Raw genomic sequence first — 20,149 nt, 5'->3', positions numbered from 1 at the left:
AGGCGCTGCATCCGGGCGTCGGCGAAGGAGGGGGGTGACCGTGGACCTGGACACTGACCGGGACGTGGCATCGGAGGTGACGCGGGACGACCGTGACGTGGGAGCCGAGGCGACGATGCACGCGCTCCTGCTGCGGTTGGCCGGTTCGCTGCCGGACCGGGTGCTGGCCGACGCGCGGGACGCGCTGGCCGCCGGTCGGCGGCTGGAGGTTGCACAGGTGGTCACCTTCGCGGCGATCTCCCAGCCGCTGCAACTGGCCGCGGACGAGATCGGTGCGCTGCGCGAGGAACTGGCCCTCGGCGGCGACATCGACCTCGCCCTGGCGCTGGAGGAGTTGCGCGGGGAACGTCCACCGGCACCGTGGCTGTTCCTGTCCGCGCTGCCAGTCACGCAGGACGACGCGGGCCTGGTGATAAGGCCGCAGGACCGTAGCGCCGACGCGGCTGAGGACCGCGACCCGGTGGACCGGGCGCTGGTTGCCGCGGCGTCGGCCGTCCCGGCGGTACGGGCGGTGTGGCGGGCGTGGCGGATGCCGCCCAGCGCCCAGCCCTGGCAGGACCCGGTACGGGTGGCCGTCGTCAGTGTCGATGGCACCCTGGACATTCTGCCCACCCTCACCGTCCACCTGCGCCGGAGCATGGTCGAGGCCGGGGACGCCGAGGCCCAGGTGGAGGTCTGCTGGGCCGGGCTGGACGCGCCCTACTACCAGACCTTGGCCCGCTCGTGTGGCGTCCTGCTGTGGGCGGCGCGGCCGGCCGTGCCGATCACCACCGCTCGGGTGTTCGATGGTGTCGATCCGGTACGCGGCCCGTGGTTCGCCACCAACCGGCCGGTGGTCGCGGACACCACGGAACGCGACGAACTGCTTGCCGCCCTGCGCGCGGGGGTGGTCATCGCGTGGAGCAGCGCCGCGATGGCCGACATCCTGGCCCCGGAGCGGGGAGACGTGGTTCCGCTACATCTGCGCACCGACGGAACCTGGGTGTGGAGCGAGGCGACCACGTACTACCTGGAGAACTACGGTCTGTTGCCGGATCCGGAGCTGACCGCGCACCTGACCGGGCTGCTGGCCGGGGCCGAGCCTGCCGAGCCACTGGACGAGATCTCCCTACACCGTGCCCTGGCGCACCTGTACCAGCACCGTTCCGAGGCGGTCGTGTGGCAGGTACCCGGTGCTGACGCCGACCCGGTACCACCGGCCGAGGATCTCCCGGCCGACGTCGCGTCGCCGGACGGCGTGGTGCCGGTGAACCCGTGGCGGACGAACTCACCCCCCGAAACCGAAGTGGAGCTGTCGAACCGGAGATCCCGTGGGTGAGGTGCTTGCTCCGGTGCAGCGGGTACCCCTGCCGTCCTTCTGGGGACGTCCGCAGCCCGACCGGGCCGTACCGGCCGGACAGCACGTGACGCGGTATCTGCGCCAGGCAACCCAGGTGGTGGGGGCCGCCGTGGCCCGCATCCTGCCGGACGCCGGCTCGCGGGTACCGGTGCTCAATTGGGGGCCGTGGGAGAGCCCGGGATCGGTCACCCCGGGCCCGGCGGGCTGGTTCGCGCTCGTGGTCGAGGCCGACCGGTCCGGCTTCCGGCTGGGCGGCCGGCCAATGGTCGCCGCCGACCTGGCCCGGGCGATCTGGCACTGTCCCCGGTGGCGGGGTCGGCCGGTGCTGCTGGTCACCCAGGCGTCCGCGCCGGCCGACGGTGCCGGGCCGGTGTTGCGCCAGCTCGCGGTCGACCTGGGCGCACCGGTGTACGCCTCGGACGCCGGAATCCGCTTCACCTTCGGGCGTGCCTTCGCGGACGGGCAGTTCTGGTGTTGGCACCCGAACGGCGCGGACGAACCGGGGTTGGCCGGTCGCCTGCTGCCCCCGCTGGGGCCGGTGCGTGCCCGTCGTACCCCGCCCGGCCAGTCGCCGTCTCCGCTACCGCCCGGGGTGCCCGCCGAGCCGGTACCGCCGCCGGTGGCCAACCACCCAGCGATTGCCCCGCCGCCCGCCGCTCCGGCGGCGATCCAGTCGTCGGTTGCGGTACCGGGACTGGAGCCCGGTCGGCCGTCGGAGCTGGAGACGGCGCACCTGGTGCGTGGCCTGACGGTTCCGGTGATCGAGGTACCGCAACCCGATTTCGGTCTCCGGCGCATCGTGTTGCCCGAGTTCCCACCGCCCCGGCTGGAACTGGACACCCACCGGCCGCTGGACACCATCGTGGCCGCCGGGACAACGGACAGCCAGGCACCTGCGACGGACACGCCGGCCACTGTCGCCGCCATGCCGGCCGCTGTCACCGTGGTCCCGCCGAGCAGCCCGGACACCGCCGATACGCCGGGGGGCGGCGGGGCCGCCGGCCCGCCGTCGGTGTCGCCCGCCGCCCGGCGGGAGGCGGCCTGGCTCGGGGTACGGGCGCGGACCGAGGAGGCAGACCGGGAGCGGCTGCGTGTCGTGCTGGGTTGGAAATTCCAGGCCCACTCCCGCGCGGTGGTTCGGGCGCTGTCGCTGCACCCGGGGCTACGCAACGCGGTCGGCGCGCACGACGTGATGGCCGGACTCGTCGCGGTGCTCGCCCTGCTCGACGGGATGCGTGAGCGGGTCGACGACACGCTGCGGGGCGGCACACCCGACGAGGACGTCCAGTTGCTGGCCCGATGTGCCTGTGCGGGGCTGGTACAGCTGCCGGCCATCGGCGGACCGGTCTTCGCCGCGGTACCCGACGGGCTGGAGGTGACCGATCGGTACCGTCCCGGGGATCTGGTGGTGGAGCCGGGGTTCACCACGGTGTCGTTGACCGGCGGCACTGTCGGCACCGGCACCGGCACCGGCACCGGGGGCGGGGGCGGGGGCGGCACCGGGGGCGGGGGCGGTGCGGGCCGGTACGCGATCTGGTCGGCCACCGCGCGCCGGCTGGACCAACTCGGTATCCCGGGTGCCCAGGTCGGCCAGGCCATGTTCGCCGCCGGTACCCGCTTCGCGGTGCTCGGCGTCGACGACGGTCCGGACGGGGCGCCGTGCGTACTTCTGCGGGAGATCGTCTTCGAGCACCGCGGCGGCGCGCTGGACGAGCGGGTGGCCGGCAAACTGCGGGACGCGCTCGCCGCGCAGGCACCACGCGCGGCACCCGCGCCGCTGCCGTGGCCGCTGGGCTTCGCGGCCAGCGACCGCCCGTTCGCGCTCCAACTCGACCCGGCCGGTGCCCTCCGGGACGACCCCAGCGGACCGGCCCGCCCCGCGCCGGTATCCCCAGGCAGCGACAGTCATGAAGGAGTAGTTCCGTGACCACCAGCGTGCTGTCGGTGTCGGCCAGGGACACCGGCTGCCTCACCGACATCTCCCGGGCCCTGGCTGCGGCGGCCCCCGGCGACACCGTGGCGGTACGTCCCGGCGTGTACCGTGAGGCACCCCTGTTCCACCAGGATGTCGTCCTGGTGGCCGAGGACGGCACGGGCACCGTCATCATCGAGGTGCCCCCGGGCGCGGCCATCCTGGCTGCCGGGGGCGAGATCCTGATCCAGGACATCGCCATCCGCGGCGGCGACGAACGGATGCCGGTGTTGCAGGTGGCCGCCGGCCGGGTTCGCCTGGAGGCGTGCACCATCGACGCGGCGGCACCGGCCGCGATCCACGTACGTGGCGGTGCCGTTGAGATGCGCGGTGGCGCGGTCAGCAACTCCGGCGGGGCCGGCATCGTCCACGAGGCCGGCACCGGCGAGTACACCGGCGTGCGCCTGCACGACATCGCCAAGTGCGCGATCCTGGCGACCGGGCCGGGCAGCCCGGTGTTCCGGGACTGTACCTTCACCGGGATCGTCGAGGCCGCGCTGCTGGCCGTGGGGGTTAGCGCCCCCCACCTGACCGGCTGCCGCATCGACGAGGTCGGCCAGTACGCCGTCGTGGCGCAGCAGGCCGCCCGCCCCTACCTGGCCGGGACCACGGTGCTCGGTGGCGACGTCGGGCTGCTCGTCAACGACGAGGCGGCCCCGGTGCTGGACCGCTGCGAGATCCGGGACGCCCGGGTGCACGCCGTGGTGACCATGGCACAGGCCGCGCCCGTGCTGTCCAACACGCTCATCACCCGGGCCCGCGGCCACGGACTGGACTGCCTGGGTACCTCGGCGCCGCAGTTGACCGGCTGCGAGGTACGCGACTGCGGCGCGGCCGGCGTACTGGTCACCGATGCGGCGGCACCGCACCTCACCGGGGGTACCGTGGCGGGCTGTGCCGACGCGGGCGTGTTCCTGACGGGTCGGTCGAAGGCGCGGCTGGACGGGGTCGGCGTGCGTGACGTCCCCATCGGCGTGGCGATCGAGCAGGAGGCCGCTCCGCTACTGCGCGGCCTGTCCATCGAGGACGTCCGGTACGGCCTGCACGCGACCGGTGGTGGCGGCCGGTTCTCCGATGGTCAGGTCACCGGGGCGCGGGCCGCCGGGGCGAAGCTCGCCGAGGACGCGAGCACCGCGCTGGTCAACTCCCGGTTCGCCAACTGCCGGACCGGCCTGGAGGTGACCGGGGCCGCCCGTCCCGAGCTGTCCTCGATCGCCGTGGAGGACTCCGGCGGTGCGGGAATGGTGACCACCGGCTCCAGCGCGGTCACCATGTCCCGTAGCCGGATCAGCGGCAGTCACGGCCCGGGGATCCGGGCCGGCGCCGGTAGCACCGTAACCGCGACGGACTGTGAGATCGTGGGCAACCAGGGACCGGGTGTCCTGGTGGAGACCAACGCGCCGGTGCGGCTGCACGGTGGGGTGGTGCGCGGTAACGCCGGCGTCGCCGTGGACGCACCGAGCCCGACCGCCGCAGTCGAGCTGTCGAATGTGGACATCGGGCACAACGGGCGGCCGGTTTCCCCGCCGATGCCCGGACGACCGGACACACCGGTGACCGACCGCGCCCCGGGATCCGTCTCCGAGCCCACCGTGCCGGGTGTCGTCCCGCCCCGGAACCCGTCCGGCACTCGCCCGGCACACCCCGCGCAGTCCGACGTCAGGCTGCCGGATCAGGTCGCGACCGCCGACGGCGGCACCGGTACCGGCGTGTCCGGCGACCGGCCGCCGGGTGCCGGGTACGGACCGTCGGGTGTCGGGGCAGGCGGGGACGGGGAAGCAGACGGGCCGGTGGCCGCGCTCCTGCGCGAGCTGGACAGTCTGGTCGGCCTGGCCGGGGTCAAGCACGAGGTGGCCACCCTGGTCGGGCTCAACCAGATCGCCAAGCGTCGCCGGGAAGCCGGGCTGCATGTACCGCCCATGTCCCGGCACCTGGTCTTCGCCGGGCCGCCCGGTACCGGCAAGACCACGGTGGCCCGCATCTTCGCCCGGATCCTGGCCAGCCTCGGCGTGCTCTCCAGCGGGCAACTGGTCGAGGTGTCCCGCAGCGACCTGGTCGCCGAGCACGTCGGCGGCACGGCGGTGAAGACCACCGCGCGGTTCGAGGAGGCCCTGGGCGGGGTGCTGTTCATCGACGAGGCGTACACGCTCTCGACCGGAGGCGGCGGTCACGACTTCGGCCGGGAGGCCATCGACACCCTGGTCAAGCTGATGGAGGACCACCGCGACGAGGTGGTCGTCGTGGTCGCCGGCTACAGCCCCAACATGCGTACCTTCCTGGCCGCCAACCCGGGCCTGGAGTCCCGCTTCGCCCGTACCATCCAGTTCGACAGCTACTCGGACGACGAGCTGGCCGAGATCATCGACCGGCTCTGCCGGGCCCATCACTACGTGCTGGAGTACGAGACACGGCAGGCGCTGGTGCGGCACTTCGGTGAGATGGCCCGTACCGAGACCTTCGGCAACGCCCGGGTGGCCCGACAGGTCTTCGAGGACATGTTGGGGCGTCAGGCGTACCGGCTCTCGCGCAATCCGCAGGTCCCGGACATCGAACTGGCCCAGTTACTGCCGGAGGACCTGGGCGAGCAGGCGGCCGGTCCGTCGGCTCCGGCCGGCGCGGCGCAGGCGGTCCAGGACCTGCTCGGGCGGCTGGACTCGATGGTCGGTCTGGACGCGGTCAAGCGCGAGGTGACCGACGTCATCGACCTGATCGCCTCCACCGAGACCCGGGCCCGCGCGGGTCTGCCCACCCCGACGATCTCCCGGCACCTGATCTTCGCGGGGCCGCCCGGCACCGGCAAGACCAGCGTGGCCCGGTTGTACGGGCAACTGCTCAACGCGATGGGCGTGCTGCGTACCGGTCAGCTCGTCGAGGTCTCCCGGGCCGACCTGGTCGGCGAGTACGTCGGGCACACCGCGGTCAAGACCACCGACGTGTTCGGTAGGGCGCGCGGCGGTGTGCTCTTCATCGACGAGGCGTACGCGCTGGCCGGCCAGGGCAACGACTTCGGCAGGGAAGCCATCGACACACTGGTGAAGCTGATGGAGGACCACCGCGACGACGTGGTGGTGATCGCCGCCGGGTACACCGGGGACATGCGCCGCTTCCTGGCCAACAACCCGGGGCTGGCCTCCCGGTTCAGCCGACAGATCCCGTTCGAGTCGTACACCGCCTCGGAGCTGGTGTCCATCGTGCAGACGCTGGCCCGCGACGGCGGCTTCGACTTCAGCAACGACAGCCTTCCGCTGCTGTACCAGCACTTCGAGAGCCTGGTCCGGGACGAGACCTTCGGCAACGGCCGGTACGCGCGCCAGCTGCTCGAACGCGCCATCACCAAGCAGGCCAACCGGTTGCGCGGGACCGTCGCGCCGACCGTCGACGACATGCGCCAGTTGTACGCGGCCGACGTGCGGGCGGCCCTGGCGGGGTGACCGACCCGATGCGTACCGCGGAACCCGAAGGCCGCGATGGTCCCCGGCGCGGATCGGCCGATCGGACAGCGATGCCCGTCAACCCTTCCCGGCTCATAGCCGTGTGACAGATGTGAGCACCAGACCCTACCGGCGGCCGGCCCGCCGAAACGGACCAGAACTACCGCACGGCGAGATCTCGTTGCAGGAGCCGCCGGTCATCCCGGAGGTCCAACCCGCCGGCCTCCGTTCGCTCGCGATGATCCTGCCGACGCTGCTCATGACCGGCGGGTTCATGTTCATGTTCCTCGGTCGTTCGCTGAACGGTCCGATGGGCATGGTCATGCTCGTCATGATGGGCGGCGGCATGCTGAGCATGGTGGTCTTCCAGATGACGATGTCCTCCGGTAACCGCAGTGACAAGATCAACGGGGATCGGCGGGACTACTTCCGCTACCTGGCACAGACCCGTAGGCAGGTCCGGGCGTACGCGGCCAAGCAGCGCGACGCGCTGGCCTGGCGGCACCCGGACCCGAAGTCGCTGTGGTCGCTGGCGATGACCAGCCGGCTGTGGGAGCGGCGGCCGACGCACCCGGACTTCGGCGAGATCCGGGTCGGCACCGGTGCCCAGCGGCTCGCGGTGCGCATCACCCCGTTGCAGACCAAGCCGGTGGAGGACCTGGAACCGGTCTGTGCCAAGGCGTTGCGTCGCTTCGTCAAGGCGTACACGACCATCCCCGACCAGCCCGTCGCGCTGTGCCTGCCGGGCTTCTCCCACGTGCGGATCAGCGGCGACCGGGACGTGGCACTGGGCATGGTGCGCGCCATGCTCGCCCAACTGACCACCTTCCACGCCCCCGACGAGCTGCGGCTGGCCGTGTGCACGGGTGCCGAGCAGGCGGCGCAGTGGGAATGGGTCAAGTGGCTGCCCCACGCCAAGCACGTCACCGATGTCGACGTGGCCGGGCCGGTGCGGCTGTTCGGCGGCACCCTGGAGGAGGTGGAACGGCTGCTGGGCAGCGAGTTCGCGGCACGTTCCCGATACGAGAACGAGGCCCAACCCTCCCGCGAGGAGCCGTTCGTCGTGGTGGTCTGCGACGGCGGCGTGATCCCGCCGGGTGCCCGGCTCACCGTATCCGGGTACCGCAACGCCGTCCTCGTCGACTTCGACGGCCGGGGCTTCGCCGCCGGGGAGGACGTGCTCAACCTGGAGGTGAGCGCCACCGACGTGGAGATGATCGAAAAGGACCACGTGGGCCGGGAGGTGCGTACTCGGCTGGCCGCGCCGGACCACCTGGACCTGACCCGGCTGCGGACGGTGGCCCGGCTCATGGCCCGGCACGCCACGAAGGTCACCGGCGAGCAGCCGGCCAGTGGGCTCAGCTCCCTGCTCGACCTGCCCGACCTGCTGGACATCACCGATCTGGACAGCTTCGACGCCCGCGCCCGGTGGCGCGCCCGCACCCCCGCGGACCGGTTGCGGGTACCCATCGGCGTGGCCGCCGACGGTTCCCCGATCGAGCTGGACATCAAGGAGTCAGCCGAGGGCGGGATGGGTCCGCACGGCATGCTGATCGGCGCCACCGGGTCGGGTAAGAGCGAACTGCTGCGCACCCTGGTACTGGCGCTGGCGGCCACCCACTCCTCGGAGACGCTCAACTTCGTGCTGGTGGACTTCAAGGGGGGTGCCACCTTCGTCGGGCTGGACCGGCTGCCGCACGTCTCGGCGCTGATCACCAACCTCGCCGACGAGGCCGCGCTGGTCGACCGGATGCAGGCCGCCGTGCACGGCGAACTGGTGCGCCGGCAGGAACTGCTGCGGCGGGCCGGCAACTTCAGCTCGGTGCGGGACTACGAGAAGGCCCGCGGCCAGGGTGCCGACCTCGACCCGCTGCCCACCCTGTTCGTGGTGGTGGACGAGTTCAGCGAGCTGATCGCCGCCAACCCCGACTTCATCCAGCTTTTCGTGATGATCGGCCGGCTCGGCCGGTCGCTCGGGGTGCACCTGCTGTTGGCCTCCCAACGGTTGGAGGACGGACGCATCCACCAACTGGAGGGACACCTGTCCTACCGGATCGGGCTGCGTACCTTCTCCGCGATGGAGTCGCGGGCGGTCATCGGTGTACCCGACGCGTACGAGCTGCCGGCCGACCCGGGCAACGGTTACCTGCGCTCCAGCGTCACCAGCATCACCCGGTTCAAGGCCGCGTACGTCTCCGGTCCGCATCGGGCACGCGGCACCGGGTTACGTCGTGAGGTGATCGCGAGCCAGGTCGTGCCGTTCACCGCCCGGCCAGCCGTCCCGGCGGCCCCGCCCAGCCAAGCCCCAGACCAGGCCCCGAACCAGGCGCCGAACCAGGCATCGGAGGACACCGGTTCCACCGTGCTGCACGCGTTGGTGGACCGGCTGGTCGACCAGGGGCCGCCGGCACACCCGGTGTGGATGCCGCCGCTGGAGGCCGCGCCGACTCTGGACGACGTGCTGCCGCCGCTGCTGCCCGACCCCGAGCACGGGCTGCGTCCGGTCGGCGTCGGGGAGCAGACGTACCTGCACGTACCGGTCGGCCTCATCGACAAGCCGTTCGAGCAGATGCGTGACCTGCTCGTGGTGGACCTGGCCGGGGTCGGAGGGCATGTGGGGGTGGCCGGCGGGCCGCAGAGCGGTAAGAGCACCCTGCTGCGCTCACTCGTGTGCGGGCTGGCCCTGACCCACTCACCGCGACAGGTGCAGTTCTACTGCCTCGACTTCGGTGGCGGGTCGCTGACCGGGTTGACCGGTTTGCCACATGTGGGCGGGGTGGCCGGCCGGCACGAGCCGGAGCGGGTGGGGCGCACCGTGGCCGAGGTCCGTTCGATCCTGGTCGACCGGGAGCGCCGCTGTGCGGATCTGGGCATCCACGGCCGGGAGGCGTACCGGCGGGCCCAGGCCGACGGCCGCATTCCGGAGGATCGGTTCGGCGACGTGTTCCTGGTCGTGGACGGGTGGTTCACGCTGCGGCAGGAGTTCGAGGCGACCGAGGAGATGGCCCGGGAGATCGCCGCGCGCGGTCTGAACTACGGGGTACACGTGATGGTCTCCATGGGGCGCTGGACGGAGCTGCACATGTCCATGCGGGACAAGGTCGGCACCCGCCTCGAACTGCGCCTGGGTGATCCGGTGGAGTCCGGGATCGACCTGCGCGCGGCGGCCCAGGTGCCCCGAGCACCCGGGCACGGGCTGACCGAGGCGAAGCTGCACTTCCTCGGCGCGCTGCCGCGCATCGACGGCGTCCAGTCGGCCGAGGGGCTCACCGCGGCGACCGAGCAACTGGTCGAAGCGGTAGCGGAGAACTGGGCCGGGGAACGGGCGGCTGCGGTACGTACCCTGCCGGCCTCGCTACCGGTGGCCGAGCTGCCGGTGCCGCAGGACACCCGGATCGCGCTAGGCGTGGACGAGGACCAGCTCGCGCCGGTGTGGCACGACTTCCGGGTGATGCCGCATCTGACGGTGCTGGGCGACACCGAGAGTGGCAAGACGAACGTGCTGCGCCTCATCGCCCGAGCGGTGGTCGCCAGCCACACCCCGGCCCAGGCGCGCATCATGGCAGTCGACTACCGGCGGCAGCTCTTCGACGACGTACCGGACGCCTACCGGCTGGGCTACTCGGTCTCGCCGGACAGCACCCGGGCCACGGCGGCGGAGGCACTGGCCGGCCTCAAGCCGCGGGTGCCCGGCTCCGACATCACCCCGGAGCAACTGCGTACCCGCGACTGGTGGGCCGGCCCGGAGCTTTACATCCTGGTCGACGACTACGAACTGCTCGCCGGGCACGAGAATCCGCTGGCCGGCCTGATCCCGTTGCTGCCCCAGGGCAGCGACATCGGCCTGCACATGATCGTGGCACGGGCCGCGGCCGGGGCGATGCGGCTGTCGATGGACCCGCTGCTGCGCCGCATCCAGGAGCTGAACACCCCGGATGTGGCGCTGTCCTGCCCGCCGACCGAGGGACCGCTGCTGGGGGGTATCAAGCCTCGATCGTTGCCCCGGGGACGGGCGCTACTCTGCACCCGGCGTGGCAGCCGGCTGATCCAGACGGCACTGGTTCCCGGGCCCACGGTACCCACCGGGGTCGACCGATGATCCACACCGCGATGCGTCCACGTCGTACGCCCTCGCCGCCGGCCCGTTCCGCCGGACAGACTGCCGAGACGGAAACCGAGCAAGCTGTCGGGCCGGTTGTCGAGCCGGCCGCCGAGGAACTGGCGCGGCGGCTGCGGATCGCGGCCTGCCTGCCCGGGCCGTCCGCGGCACCGACCGCCTGGCCGCACGACGCGGTGCTGCTGGCCTGGCTGCGCCGGATGACCTACCCGGGGCTCTACACCTGGGCAGCCGAGGAGAACCTGGCGCGCCGCTGGATCGGCGGCGACATCTTCGGCTCCCGTCGACTGCCGCCGGCACCGGAGTTCCTCGCCGGAACCGACGTACGTCGCCTCGCCCCACACCTGGTCGCGCCGCTGTTGCGGCGGGTGAGCATGACCCGTCCCGCCCCGAGCGCCGCCGAACTGTCGCCCGAGGCCCTGGCCGCCGACGCCGGCCGGGTCAGCACGTTCCGGCGCGACGGTGCCGCCCGGCGGTGGGGCCAACCGGAGTACGCGCCACCGCTGCCGGCCACCACCGCCATCCCGCATGTCGTACACGGGATCTGGCTGGGCCGACCCCTGCCCGAGGCGAACGGCTTCTGGGCCAACTACGGCGCTGCGGCCGACCGCTACGCCGGCCAGGTCGACTTCGTACTGTGGACGGACATCCCCCGCGCCCGCTTCCACGCGGCCCGCACCACCCCGCCCGCGCCGGCCGGCCGGCCCGATCCGATGGCCCCGGTACGTGCCCTGCTGGCCTGGGCCGGCCGCCACGGCATCCACCTGGTGAGCGTGGCCGAACTGTTCCACGCGACCGCGCCCATGACCCTGCACACCCCGTACGCCCTGGAACTGGACCGTGGGCTACCGCAGGGCTTCGCCGCGGCCAGCGACCACCTGCGGGTCGAGGTGGTGCACCGGTTCGGTGGCCTGTACGCCGACGGTGACCTGCACCTCTTCCCGGATGCGGAGCCTCCGCCCGGCGAATCCGCCGACGTACCGGCGGACGAATCCGCCGGCGGCCCGGCCGGTGGTGGATACCGGCTGTTCCGTGGTCGGTGGCACGGGCGGCCGGAGGCCGACGGGCCGGCCCGGCTGCCGGAACTCCTCGACCGGGTCGCGGCGTCGGCGCACGGGTTCACGCTGCACGCGCTCACCGACGAGATCGTCCTCAACGACGTGATCGCGGCCCCGGCGGGGCATCCCGCGCTTGCCCTGTGGCTGGAGGGAGCGCGATACAACTACCTGCGCGACCCGCGCGACCTGTACGCCGCCCGCGCCGCCCACCCGGCCGCGCCCGGGTGGCGGGGGGAGCCGGTCTCCTGGACCTGGGCGGTCACCGCGATGCGTACCGGGCGGGTGCACCAGTGGCTGCTGGCCCGGCTCGGCATCGGTGCGGCCGACCTGGTCAAGTCGGCACCGGCGGTGTGTGGGCACAGTGAACTGAGCTGGCTGCCGCCGGTCGACGGTCAACCACCGGTCGCCTGCCCGGACCCGGACCCGCTACCGACCCTGATCGCCTGCGTGAATCTGCTGCGCTGGCAGCACCTGTCGCGCTCCGGGGACCTGTGCCTCACCGTGGTCGCCCCACTGGTACGCGGGCTGGCCGACCCGGACACCGCGTGGACCGCCCTGCTGCTCGCGTTCCGGGACCTGTCCGTCGACCTCGGCCCGGTCACGTCGGTCACCGACCGGCGACGCAACCAGGACCAGAGCCTCGACGTGGTGGTACTGCCACCCGAGGCGGAGGCGCTGCTGGACCGTACCGCGACACCGGCCACCTGGTTTGGTTCCGGCGTCACACCGGCGACCACGGCCGGTGACGCTAGCGGAGCCGGGTCAGCGGCCACAGCCGGCCAGGAGTGTTGGTTCCTGGGCGAACGCACGGTTCCGGCCCGACTGCTGCCCGCCACGAGCACAGGCGGCCCGCAGAACGACGGCCCGCAGAACAGCGGGCGACCAATTGTGAACTTCAGCGAGATGGAAGGCGTGCTCGGAATATGAGCACCGCGCGCGGGGAACTCTGCCGGCTGCTGGTGGTCGGACCGACCAGCCGGGTCGACGTGAGTCTGCCCACCCACATCCCGCTGGCCGACCTGATGCCGGCCCTGCTGAGCGCGTTGGGGTCGGACCTCGCCGACCGAGGGCTGGAGCACAGCGGCTGGATCGTGCAACGGCTGGGCGGGCCGGCCCTCGACGAGTCGTGCACCGTCGACGACCTCGACCTGCTCGACGGTGAGGTCGTACACGTACGCCCCCGCACCGACCAGATTCCGCCGCTGGCCTACGACGACCTCGTCGACGGCATCTCGACCGGCATCCGTAAGCGCTCCGGGCGGTGGTCCCCGCAGACCACGAGGATCACCGCACTGCTGCTGTTCGCCGCCTGGCTGGCCGCCGGGCTGGCCAGCATGTGGATGTGGCCGGACGTACCCGGGCGTCCGACGCTGCTCGCGGGGACGGCGCTGCTCTGCTTCGCCGCGGGCTTCGCGGTGGTACGCAAGCTGGCCGACCGCGCGACGGCCGGCATCCTGGGTGCCGCCAGCGTGGCCGCGGCGGTGCTCACCACCCTGGCCGCGCTGGTGCCGTACGTCTCGCTGGCCGGCGCGGCCGGTACCTATTTCGTACCTCAGGTGATCTTCGCCAGTGCCACCGCTGGCATCCTTGCCGCGCTGCTGGTAGTCGTGTTCGTCTTCCCACGCACCAACTGGCGACAGATCACCGTCGGCCTGTTGGCGGCGTGGCTGCTGGTTGCCGTCGGGCTCGGGGTCCGGGCCCAGACCACGCTGGACTGGGCCGCGATCGCCGCGATCGTGGTCACCGGCACCACCGTGCTGCGTTCGGCGGTGCCGGCGCTCGCCTTCAAGCTTGCCGGGTTCGCCCTGCCGCAGATGCCGGCCGAACCCGCGGACCTGCAGAAGGACATCGACCCGGAACCGGCGGCCGAGGTGCTCACCCGGGCCGCCGCCGCGGACCGGTTCATGACCGCCCTGTACGCGGCACTCGGTCTGGTCTCCGGGGCCGCGATGGTGTGGCTGGCGGCGACACCCGGCTGGGCCCCACCGCTGGCCGCCTGGCTCGCCGCCGTCGCCCAGATCCTGGTCACCCGCGCGATGACGAGCACCTGGCACCGGTTGGCGCTGGCCGGTCCGGCGCTTCTCGCCATGGCGACCTGGTGCCTGACCGCGACGGTGGTCCGGGGCCCACTCGCCGCCCAACTGGCCGTCGGCTGCTGCCTGGTCCTGGTGGTGGCGTGCGGGCTGGCCGCGCGGATCCCGGCCGGCCGGCGGTTCACCCCGATCTGGGGCCGGCTGGGTGACTGGGTACATACCGGGGCGGTGGCCGCGTTGGTACCGATCGTCGTGGTCATCACCGGCCTGATCGACGTGATCCGGGCTCGGGTGGGGTGACATGTCGTCGCGTCGTGACCAGGTGGACGCCCAGCGGTACATGATGGGCCGGGTGACCGGTGCCCTGGTGCGGGCCGAGCCGGAGACCGCCGAGTTGCCGACCCGCCGGGACCGTACGGGGACCGTCGTCAGTGTCGTGCTCGGGATCGTGCTGCTGGGCGTGGTCGCGATCTGGGCGCTGATCCCGGGATCCGGCTCGACCCGTTGGCGACAGCCGCGGACGCTGGTGGTGGATTCCTCGACCGGGGCGCGATACGTGCTGGTGGACGGGCGGCTGAGCCCGGTCGACGACGTGGCGACGGCCACCCTGCTGGCCGGGGGCCGGCTCACCCCGATCACCGTGTCCTCGTCCCAGTTGGCCAAGGTGCCACGGGGTGCGGCGGTGGGTACCCCGGCCGGGCCGCAGGTGCTGCCCGCGGCCAGTCGGATCAACCAGGGCGTGTGGCGTGCCTGTGATCTGGGTGCGGGTCGGATCGTCCTGGACATCGGGGTGCCGGCGGCCCCCGAACCGCTCGGGGACGGGCAGGCGGTGCCGGTCACCGCGGATGGGAAGACCTACCTGCTGTGGGGCGGGCGACGTCTGTTGCTCACCCAGTCCTGGGTGGCTGACGTGCTGGGGTTGGGGCTGCTCGTTCCGGTGCCGGTGACGACCGCCTGGCTGGATCTGATCCCGCTGGACGGTACGGTCGCCCCGCCGAGCGTGCCCGAGGCCGGCAGCGCGGGGCCGACGGTGGCCGGCCGGCCGACGTCGATCGGTCAGATGTTCGCCGTGGACATGGGCAACGGCACGATCAGCCACTACCTGATGACCGCCGGCGGGCTGGCCCCGCTGACCGAGACCGAGTACCTGCTGAAGCGGGCCATGCCGGGCTCGGTCCGGGAGACCCCGATCGGCGCGGCCGATCTGGTAGCCGCCGGCCAGCGTAGTCCGGTGCGCCCGCTGACCACGCTGCCGGCCGCCCCGCCCCAGTCACCGTCCACATCGAAGGACGCCGTGGTGTGTGTCGAGTACGCGGGTCGGGCCGACGAGAAACCCAGGGTCGTCCTGGCCACCGCGACCGACAAGCCGTCCGGTGGCAGTGGACCGAAGACCTCCGTCCTGGTGCGGGTGTCACCGGGCGGGGGAGCGCTGCTGATGCCCCCCGCGAGGGCAGGCGTCGATCCCAACCGGCAGCAGGGGCTGCTGGTCGACGAGCGGGGAATCGCGTACCCGGTCAACGGCGGCGATGTCACCACCCTGGGGTACGCCCTGGACCGGGCTGCGGTGATGCCCGCCGCGCTGGTCGCCATGGTGCCCGTCGGGCCGGCGGTGGTCCGGCCGGGAGGGGGGTGACGCCGCCGCGACATTCGAGCACGCCGCCGTGACGGCGGAGCCAACTCGCACACCTTCCGGCGACAGTGCGCCGGACGACAGACAGGAAGCGTCATGTCATTCAGCAACAGCGGGATCGTCGCCGACGAGGGCACCATCAGCGCCATGGTCATCGCGTTCGGCGAGTGCCAGAGCGAGGCCATGGCAAGCGAGCAGACCGTGGTGAACGCCCGCAGCAACCTGGCTACCCAGTGGCAGAGCGACTCGGCCGCGCCGCGGTTCTTCCAGGCCGTAGACCAGTGGCTGGCCGGCTTCGGGCGGGTCCGGCAGGGCCTGGACATGCTCAACAGCAACATGCAGACCTACGCGCGACTGACCACCACGACCGAGGACGACACGGCGCTTCAGGCCGGTGGCTGGGCCACCCCCTGACCGTCGAGCATCCCACTGACCAAGACCCGGATCGAGGAGATCCGGACCGACGAACGTGAAGGAGCCGACAATGGCCAACTACAGCATCAACCCCGCTGCGGCACAGGAGGTCGCCAGCGAGATGGCCAGGGTGACCCGCCAGCTCGAACAGTCACTGGCCGACCTCCAGGTCTCGGTGCAGCGGTTCATCGTGGCCAACAACGGTCAGGCACCGGACACCTACGCCGCCGCCCAGCGGTTGTGGGAGCAGGGACAGCTCGAGATGCGCCAGGCCCTGGCCATGGGGCAACAGCGCCTCCAGGAGATCACCCAGACCTACGTCCATGGCGACAACCGGGGCGCGGCGGTCTTCGGCGGCTAGGGCGCCGTCGTCCCCGCTGGCGCCGTCTCCGTCGAGAGGAAGACCCGATGCAGAACATCGTCATCAACGAGAGCTACCTGCGGAAACTGCAGGCCATCTATACCGATCTGGTCGATGACATCGATCGGATCTACGGGAAGATCTACCCGTACGGTCACCTGCCGGAATCGCGGGTCGACTTCACGAAGCCGTTCACGTTGCGCCTCGGTGGGGCGGGCTTCAGCGAGGCGGTGGAGCTGGTGGAGCGGATCGACACCACCCGGTCGGGGCTGGCCGCGCGTTTCAAGAGCGGACGGGGCGAACTCAGCACGCTGGAGCACGGCATCAGGTTCCTGCTGGCCGACTCCGAGGCCACCGAGCAGGTGAGTACGTTGAGCGCCGAGCAGTTCGAGCATTTCATGCCCAAGGTCTCGTGATGACGAACATCAAGACGATCGAGGATGTCCTGGAGAGCATTCTGGGGCTGGTTCTCGGTGGTACCCCTGGACAGCACACGCTGGCCACCTCCGGAAGCGGAGGTGGCCAGTCCGGGGGTAAGAGTTCCGTCAACGACGCCTTTCGTCCCCCGAACATCAAGGGCCCATGGCTGATCGCCCAGTCGAGCACGCTCGAACACTTCGGCGGCTGGGCGCCCGAGTACAACAAGGACGCGGTCACCTTCTACAAGTGGACCCAGGCTGGGGCGAAGAAGAAAATCACCCGGGTGACGGTATGGGTGGGCGTGACCAACCGGGACAACGCTCAGGGGCAGACCCGCAACACCACCGACCCAACGAAGACCGTCAAACCGACGGAAAACCCGGTCATCGTGCTCGGCTCCGCGTGGGAGACGATCCACAAGGAGATCCCCTTGGTGGCCGGGGTCGGCACGTCGTTCGACCCGAACTCGATTGCGGCGGTGCGCCAGATCCTGGGCGTCCTGACCCACCACGCGATGAAGATCTCGGGTCAGCTGACCGACCAGATGAACTCGGTGAACGTCAAGAACCCCGAGTTCAAGGGCTCCGCCGAATCGGCCTGGTACCACCGGGTACAGAGCGCGAACCGGCACGTCAGCGACATCCATGACCAGTTCAAGCGCTGGGACAGCGTGCTCTACCAGGTCGAGACGGAGACGAAGAGCTTCATCAAGGCGCTGCTGGAGGCCAACGCGAACTGGTCGAAAATCACTCCGGCCGGCACCTGGCAACATCCGTACCGGGTCATCGCCGCCATGTTCAACCAGAGCACGCTCCAGTACGCCGACGTGCACAATGGTCAGTCGAATGCCTGGGATCTCGGCAGTCAGTACGCCAACACCGGTAACACGGCGGGAAATGATAGTAGTAATCCTCGACAATCGCGCTCAGGAAAAGACGTAGGAACTGTTCTGTGGACGCCGCCGAAGTGGCTGGAATATCCCGCGTTTGATGCCTTCAATCTCACCGAGTGGAACAAGCTGGATTTGCACCTGCGCCAAAGGTGGGTCACTAATCTCATCGGCACCTTTGCTCCGGTGCTGACCTCGGCGAAGACCATGGTGACGGCGTTTTCCGACGCGCGTAACCCGATGTATCTTGCCGACCCGGACCCGGTGCCACCCCTGCCGATGCCCAACGACATTGGCCCCGACGGCCACCCCAACTGGGACAAGATGGTTCCGGACTGGGACAAGATGTTTGCCAACTGGGACAAAATCGACTGGGACAATATGTTTCCCAATTGGGGTGGGGTCGACTGGGACAAGATGTTTCCCAACGGTGGGAACACGTTCGGGTATGACGGCATCGACGATCCGTTCGCCAACGGTCCCGGCGGCGGCTCGTCTGTGTACGGCGGCCTGGACGATCCGTTCGCCAACGGTCCCGGCGGTGGCTTCGCGTTCACCACGTCGGGCAACCCGTTCGCCAACGGTCCCGGCGGCGGCTCGTCTGTGTACGGCGGCTTGGACGATCCGTTCGCCAACGGTCCCGGCGGCGGCTCCGCGTTCACCACATCGAGCAACCCGTTCGCCAACCTGGGACCCGGCTTTTCCATGCAGCCAGGCGGCAACTTCGTCGATCCGCAGGAGTTGGGGGACCTGACGCCGGACCAGTTGCGGCAACTGCACTCGGACGGGTTGCTGGACGACGTGCCGCTCACCGCCGAGCAGACCGCCTACCTGCGGGAGAACGGCCTGTCGGTGCCGGATGGTACGACGATGCTGGGTCAGCTCACTCCGAAGCAGCTCGCCGCTCTACACCGGGCCGGGCTGCTGGACGATATCCCGCTCACCGAGGCGGCGCGGTCGCATCTCGGGCTGGTCGACCCGTCGAGTCAGTCCGGCGGGGCCACGTCCGTACCGGGCCTGGATCCGAGCAAGTTGCCGTGGTACTACACCAGCCCCAAGCCGCCGGTGGACATCAACCCGTTCCCGACCACGGTCGACGGTCTGGAAGTGTCGCCCAAGCCGGGCAAGGGCAGCACCGGTGGCCTACCGACCTTCGGCGACGTCACCATACCCGGTGTGGCTACGTTTCCGAGCCTTCCCGGGGTGCAGGTCGGCACCGGGGGCCTGTCGTCGGTGCCCGGGATCTCCGGGTCGGCCGGGGTGCTGAGCCAGGACAAGTTGGGCCTGCCCGTGGGCGGCCCGGGTGGTGCCGGGGCGGCTACCGGCGCGACGGGCACTGGTACCACACAGACAACCGGGGACAACTCGCTCGGCGGAATGCCGTACATGCCAGGCATGTTGGGCGGAGCGCCAGGCATGTACGGCGGCGGCGGACACCGATCCGGACAGGACCGCGATCGCCAGCGCACCACCTGGCTGAAGGAAGACGAGAAGGTCTGGGGTACCGATCCGGACTGCGCACCCGCGGTGGTCGGCCGACGTGGCCGCAAGACCCGAAGCGACGACGACGGTTACGACGACTACGACAAGCCCGTCGACGAGCGCACCGGTACGCAGGACGAACGCCGCCCGTACTGGGGACGGTGAACCACCGTGGTGCCGGGGTGAACCCGGCACCACGTCCCAACCGTGCGGTAGCAAAGGAGGTACTGCGATGAGCATGTTGGGCGACGAGGAACTGCTGGCCGAGATGCGGTCGGCCCTGGACGACATACGGGCCACCACCGATCGGGTACGTCGGCGGGTGAACCAGGCGAAGACCACCGTGGAGGACAAGAAGAAGCTGCTGTCGGTGACCGTGGGTGGGCATGGCGAGCTGACCCAGATTGCCTTCAACGGGGACGCCTATCGGCAGCTCGCGCCGGCCGAACTGGCCGATCTGATCGTGACCACGGTGCGGACCGCCCGGGAGGGTGCCCAGCGCAAGGTGATGGCCGGTACCGCCGAGTTGACCGGTGACCTTTCCCAACTCGGCGACACCGCGCGGACGGCCACCAGCATGGAGCAACTCGTCGAGGGCATCGTCGGTCTGGTCTCCGCAGGTGACGACCGGCGGCGGGGACGCTCGGCATCATGAGTGCGTCGCGGATCGAGTTCTCCGGGGAGGCCCTGGCCCGGCGGGTGCCGTTGCTGGGCCAGTTCCAGAGTGACCTGGAGGAAACGGTGAAAACCCTGGTCGACATCGCCGCCTGCCGGTGGGCGGACGACGCACCCGGGGACGACAAGGTCACCCTGCAGGCCCGCAAGGCCGTGCGCGACATGCTCGTGAAGTACGTGTTTCCGTCGTACACCGCACTCGGTGGGGCGGTCGGACTCCAGGGCGAGAAGTTGGACGTCGTCCGGAGGATCGGAGACAACACCGAGGCCAGCAACGCCGAGGCCGCCGGCGGCTGGGGTGGCGGTCACCGCGGCTGACGGATCCGCA

Annotated in this window: 13 protein-coding genes; all 13 read left to right on the top strand. The window is 71.1% G+C overall.

The genetic code is table 11. The features are described 5' to 3' along the window. Positions 1 to 40: 40 nt before the first annotated feature. Complete coding sequence (locus FHR38_RS00800; protein WP_184531897.1) at positions 41 to 1,318, top strand: hypothetical protein; 1,278 nt, start codon at positions 41 to 43, stop codon at positions 1,316 to 1,318. Then, positions 1,311 to 3,266, top strand: a complete 1,956-nt coding sequence (locus tag FHR38_RS00795; protein ID WP_184531895.1) for a hypothetical protein — start codon at positions 1,311 to 1,313, stop codon at positions 3,264 to 3,266. The genes FHR38_RS00800 and FHR38_RS00795 overlap by 8 nt, the downstream gene beginning before the upstream one ends. After that, positions 3,263 to 6,742 carry an AAA family ATPase gene (locus FHR38_RS31780; protein ID WP_184531893.1) on the top strand — a complete coding sequence of 1,160 codons (3,480 nt, stop codon included), beginning with the start codon at positions 3,263 to 3,265 and terminating at the stop codon, positions 6,740 to 6,742. The genes FHR38_RS00795 and FHR38_RS31780 overlap by 4 nt, the downstream gene beginning before the upstream one ends. Before the next feature lie 112 nt (positions 6,743 to 6,854). Beyond that, complete coding sequence (gene eccCa, locus FHR38_RS00785; RefSeq protein WP_184531891.1) at positions 6,855 to 10,841, top strand: type VII secretion protein EccCa; 3,987 nt, start codon at positions 6,855 to 6,857, stop codon at positions 10,839 to 10,841. Beyond that, positions 10,838 to 12,844: a hypothetical protein gene (locus FHR38_RS00780; protein WP_184531889.1), complete on the top strand. Its 2,007-nt coding sequence runs from the start codon at positions 10,838 to 10,840 to the stop codon at positions 12,842 to 12,844. The genes eccCa and FHR38_RS00780 overlap by 4 nt, the downstream gene beginning before the upstream one ends. Then, positions 12,841 to 14,250, top strand: a complete 1,410-nt coding sequence (eccD, locus tag FHR38_RS00775; RefSeq protein ID WP_184531887.1) for a type VII secretion integral membrane protein EccD — start codon at positions 12,841 to 12,843, stop codon at positions 14,248 to 14,250. The genes FHR38_RS00780 and eccD overlap by 4 nt, the downstream gene beginning before the upstream one ends. A gap of 1 nt (position 14,251) precedes the next feature. Beyond that, the gene (gene eccB, locus FHR38_RS00770; protein WP_184531885.1) at positions 14,252 to 15,583 is read left to right on the top strand and encodes a type VII secretion protein EccB; all 1,332 of its coding nucleotides are present in this window, start codon (positions 14,252 to 14,254) and stop codon (positions 15,581 to 15,583) included. Between the two features lie 93 nt (positions 15,584 to 15,676). After that, positions 15,677 to 15,994 carry a hypothetical protein gene (locus FHR38_RS00765; RefSeq protein ID WP_184531883.1) on the top strand — a complete coding sequence of 106 codons (318 nt, stop codon included), beginning with the start codon at positions 15,677 to 15,679 and terminating at the stop codon, positions 15,992 to 15,994. Between the two features lie 70 nt (positions 15,995 to 16,064). Next, positions 16,065 to 16,355 carry a WXG100 family type VII secretion target gene (locus tag FHR38_RS00760; RefSeq protein ID WP_184531880.1) on the top strand — a complete coding sequence of 97 codons (291 nt, stop codon included), beginning with the start codon at positions 16,065 to 16,067 and terminating at the stop codon, positions 16,353 to 16,355. A gap of 47 nt (positions 16,356 to 16,402) precedes the next feature. Further along, complete coding sequence (locus tag FHR38_RS00755) at positions 16,403 to 16,771, top strand: hypothetical protein (protein ID WP_184531878.1); 369 nt, start codon at positions 16,403 to 16,405, stop codon at positions 16,769 to 16,771. Further along, positions 16,771 to 19,311, top strand: a complete 2,541-nt coding sequence (locus FHR38_RS00750; RefSeq protein ID WP_184531876.1) for a glycine rich domain-containing protein — start codon at positions 16,771 to 16,773, stop codon at positions 19,309 to 19,311. Before FHR38_RS00755 ends, FHR38_RS00750 begins: the two co-directional genes overlap by 1 nt. Before the next feature lie 67 nt (positions 19,312 to 19,378). Next, positions 19,379 to 19,801 (top strand): YbaB/EbfC family nucleoid-associated protein, encoded by a 423-nt coding sequence (locus FHR38_RS00745; RefSeq protein WP_184531874.1) that lies wholly within the window; start codon positions 19,379 to 19,381, stop codon positions 19,799 to 19,801. Beyond that, positions 19,798 to 20,139 carry a hypothetical protein gene (locus FHR38_RS00740; RefSeq protein WP_184531872.1) on the top strand — a complete coding sequence of 114 codons (342 nt, stop codon included), beginning with the start codon at positions 19,798 to 19,800 and terminating at the stop codon, positions 20,137 to 20,139. The genes FHR38_RS00745 and FHR38_RS00740 overlap by 4 nt, the downstream gene beginning before the upstream one ends. Positions 20,140 to 20,149 lie beyond the last annotated feature (10 nt).

The sequence above is a fragment of the Micromonospora polyrhachis genome (genome assembly GCF_014203835.1).
GTDB lineage: Bacteria > Actinomycetota > Actinomycetes > Mycobacteriales > Micromonosporaceae > Micromonospora_H > Micromonospora_H polyrhachis.
The sequence above is the reverse complement of the archived record's forward strand: the minus strand, read 5'-3'. Positions and strand labels throughout refer to the sequence as shown.

Excerpts from the sequence above, each read along its gene's own strand:
- FHR38_RS00755 (WP_184531878.1), top strand. The coding sequence starts at position 16,403 with ATGCAGAACATCGTCATCAACGAGAGCTACCTGCGGAAACTGCAGGCC.
- FHR38_RS00760 (WP_184531880.1), top strand. The coding sequence starts at position 16,065 with ATGGCCAACTACAGCATCAACCCCGCTGCGGCACAGGAGGTCGCCAGC.
- eccD (WP_184531887.1), top strand. The coding sequence starts at position 12,841 with ATGAGCACCGCGCGCGGGGAACTCTGCCGGCTGCTGGTGGTCGGACCG.
- FHR38_RS00740 (WP_184531872.1), top strand. The coding sequence starts at position 19,798 with ATGAGTGCGTCGCGGATCGAGTTCTCCGGGGAGGCCCTGGCCCGGCGG.
- FHR38_RS00765 (WP_184531883.1), top strand. The coding sequence starts at position 15,677 with ATGTCATTCAGCAACAGCGGGATCGTCGCCGACGAGGGCACCATCAGC.
- FHR38_RS00750 (WP_184531876.1), top strand. The coding sequence starts at position 16,771 with ATGACGAACATCAAGACGATCGAGGATGTCCTGGAGAGCATTCTGGGG.
- FHR38_RS00780 (WP_184531889.1), top strand. The coding sequence starts at position 10,838 with ATGATCCACACCGCGATGCGTCCACGTCGTACGCCCTCGCCGCCGGCC.
- FHR38_RS00745 (WP_184531874.1), top strand. The coding sequence starts at position 19,379 with ATGAGCATGTTGGGCGACGAGGAACTGCTGGCCGAGATGCGGTCGGCC.
- eccB (WP_184531885.1), top strand. The coding sequence starts at position 14,252 with ATGTCGTCGCGTCGTGACCAGGTGGACGCCCAGCGGTACATGATGGGC.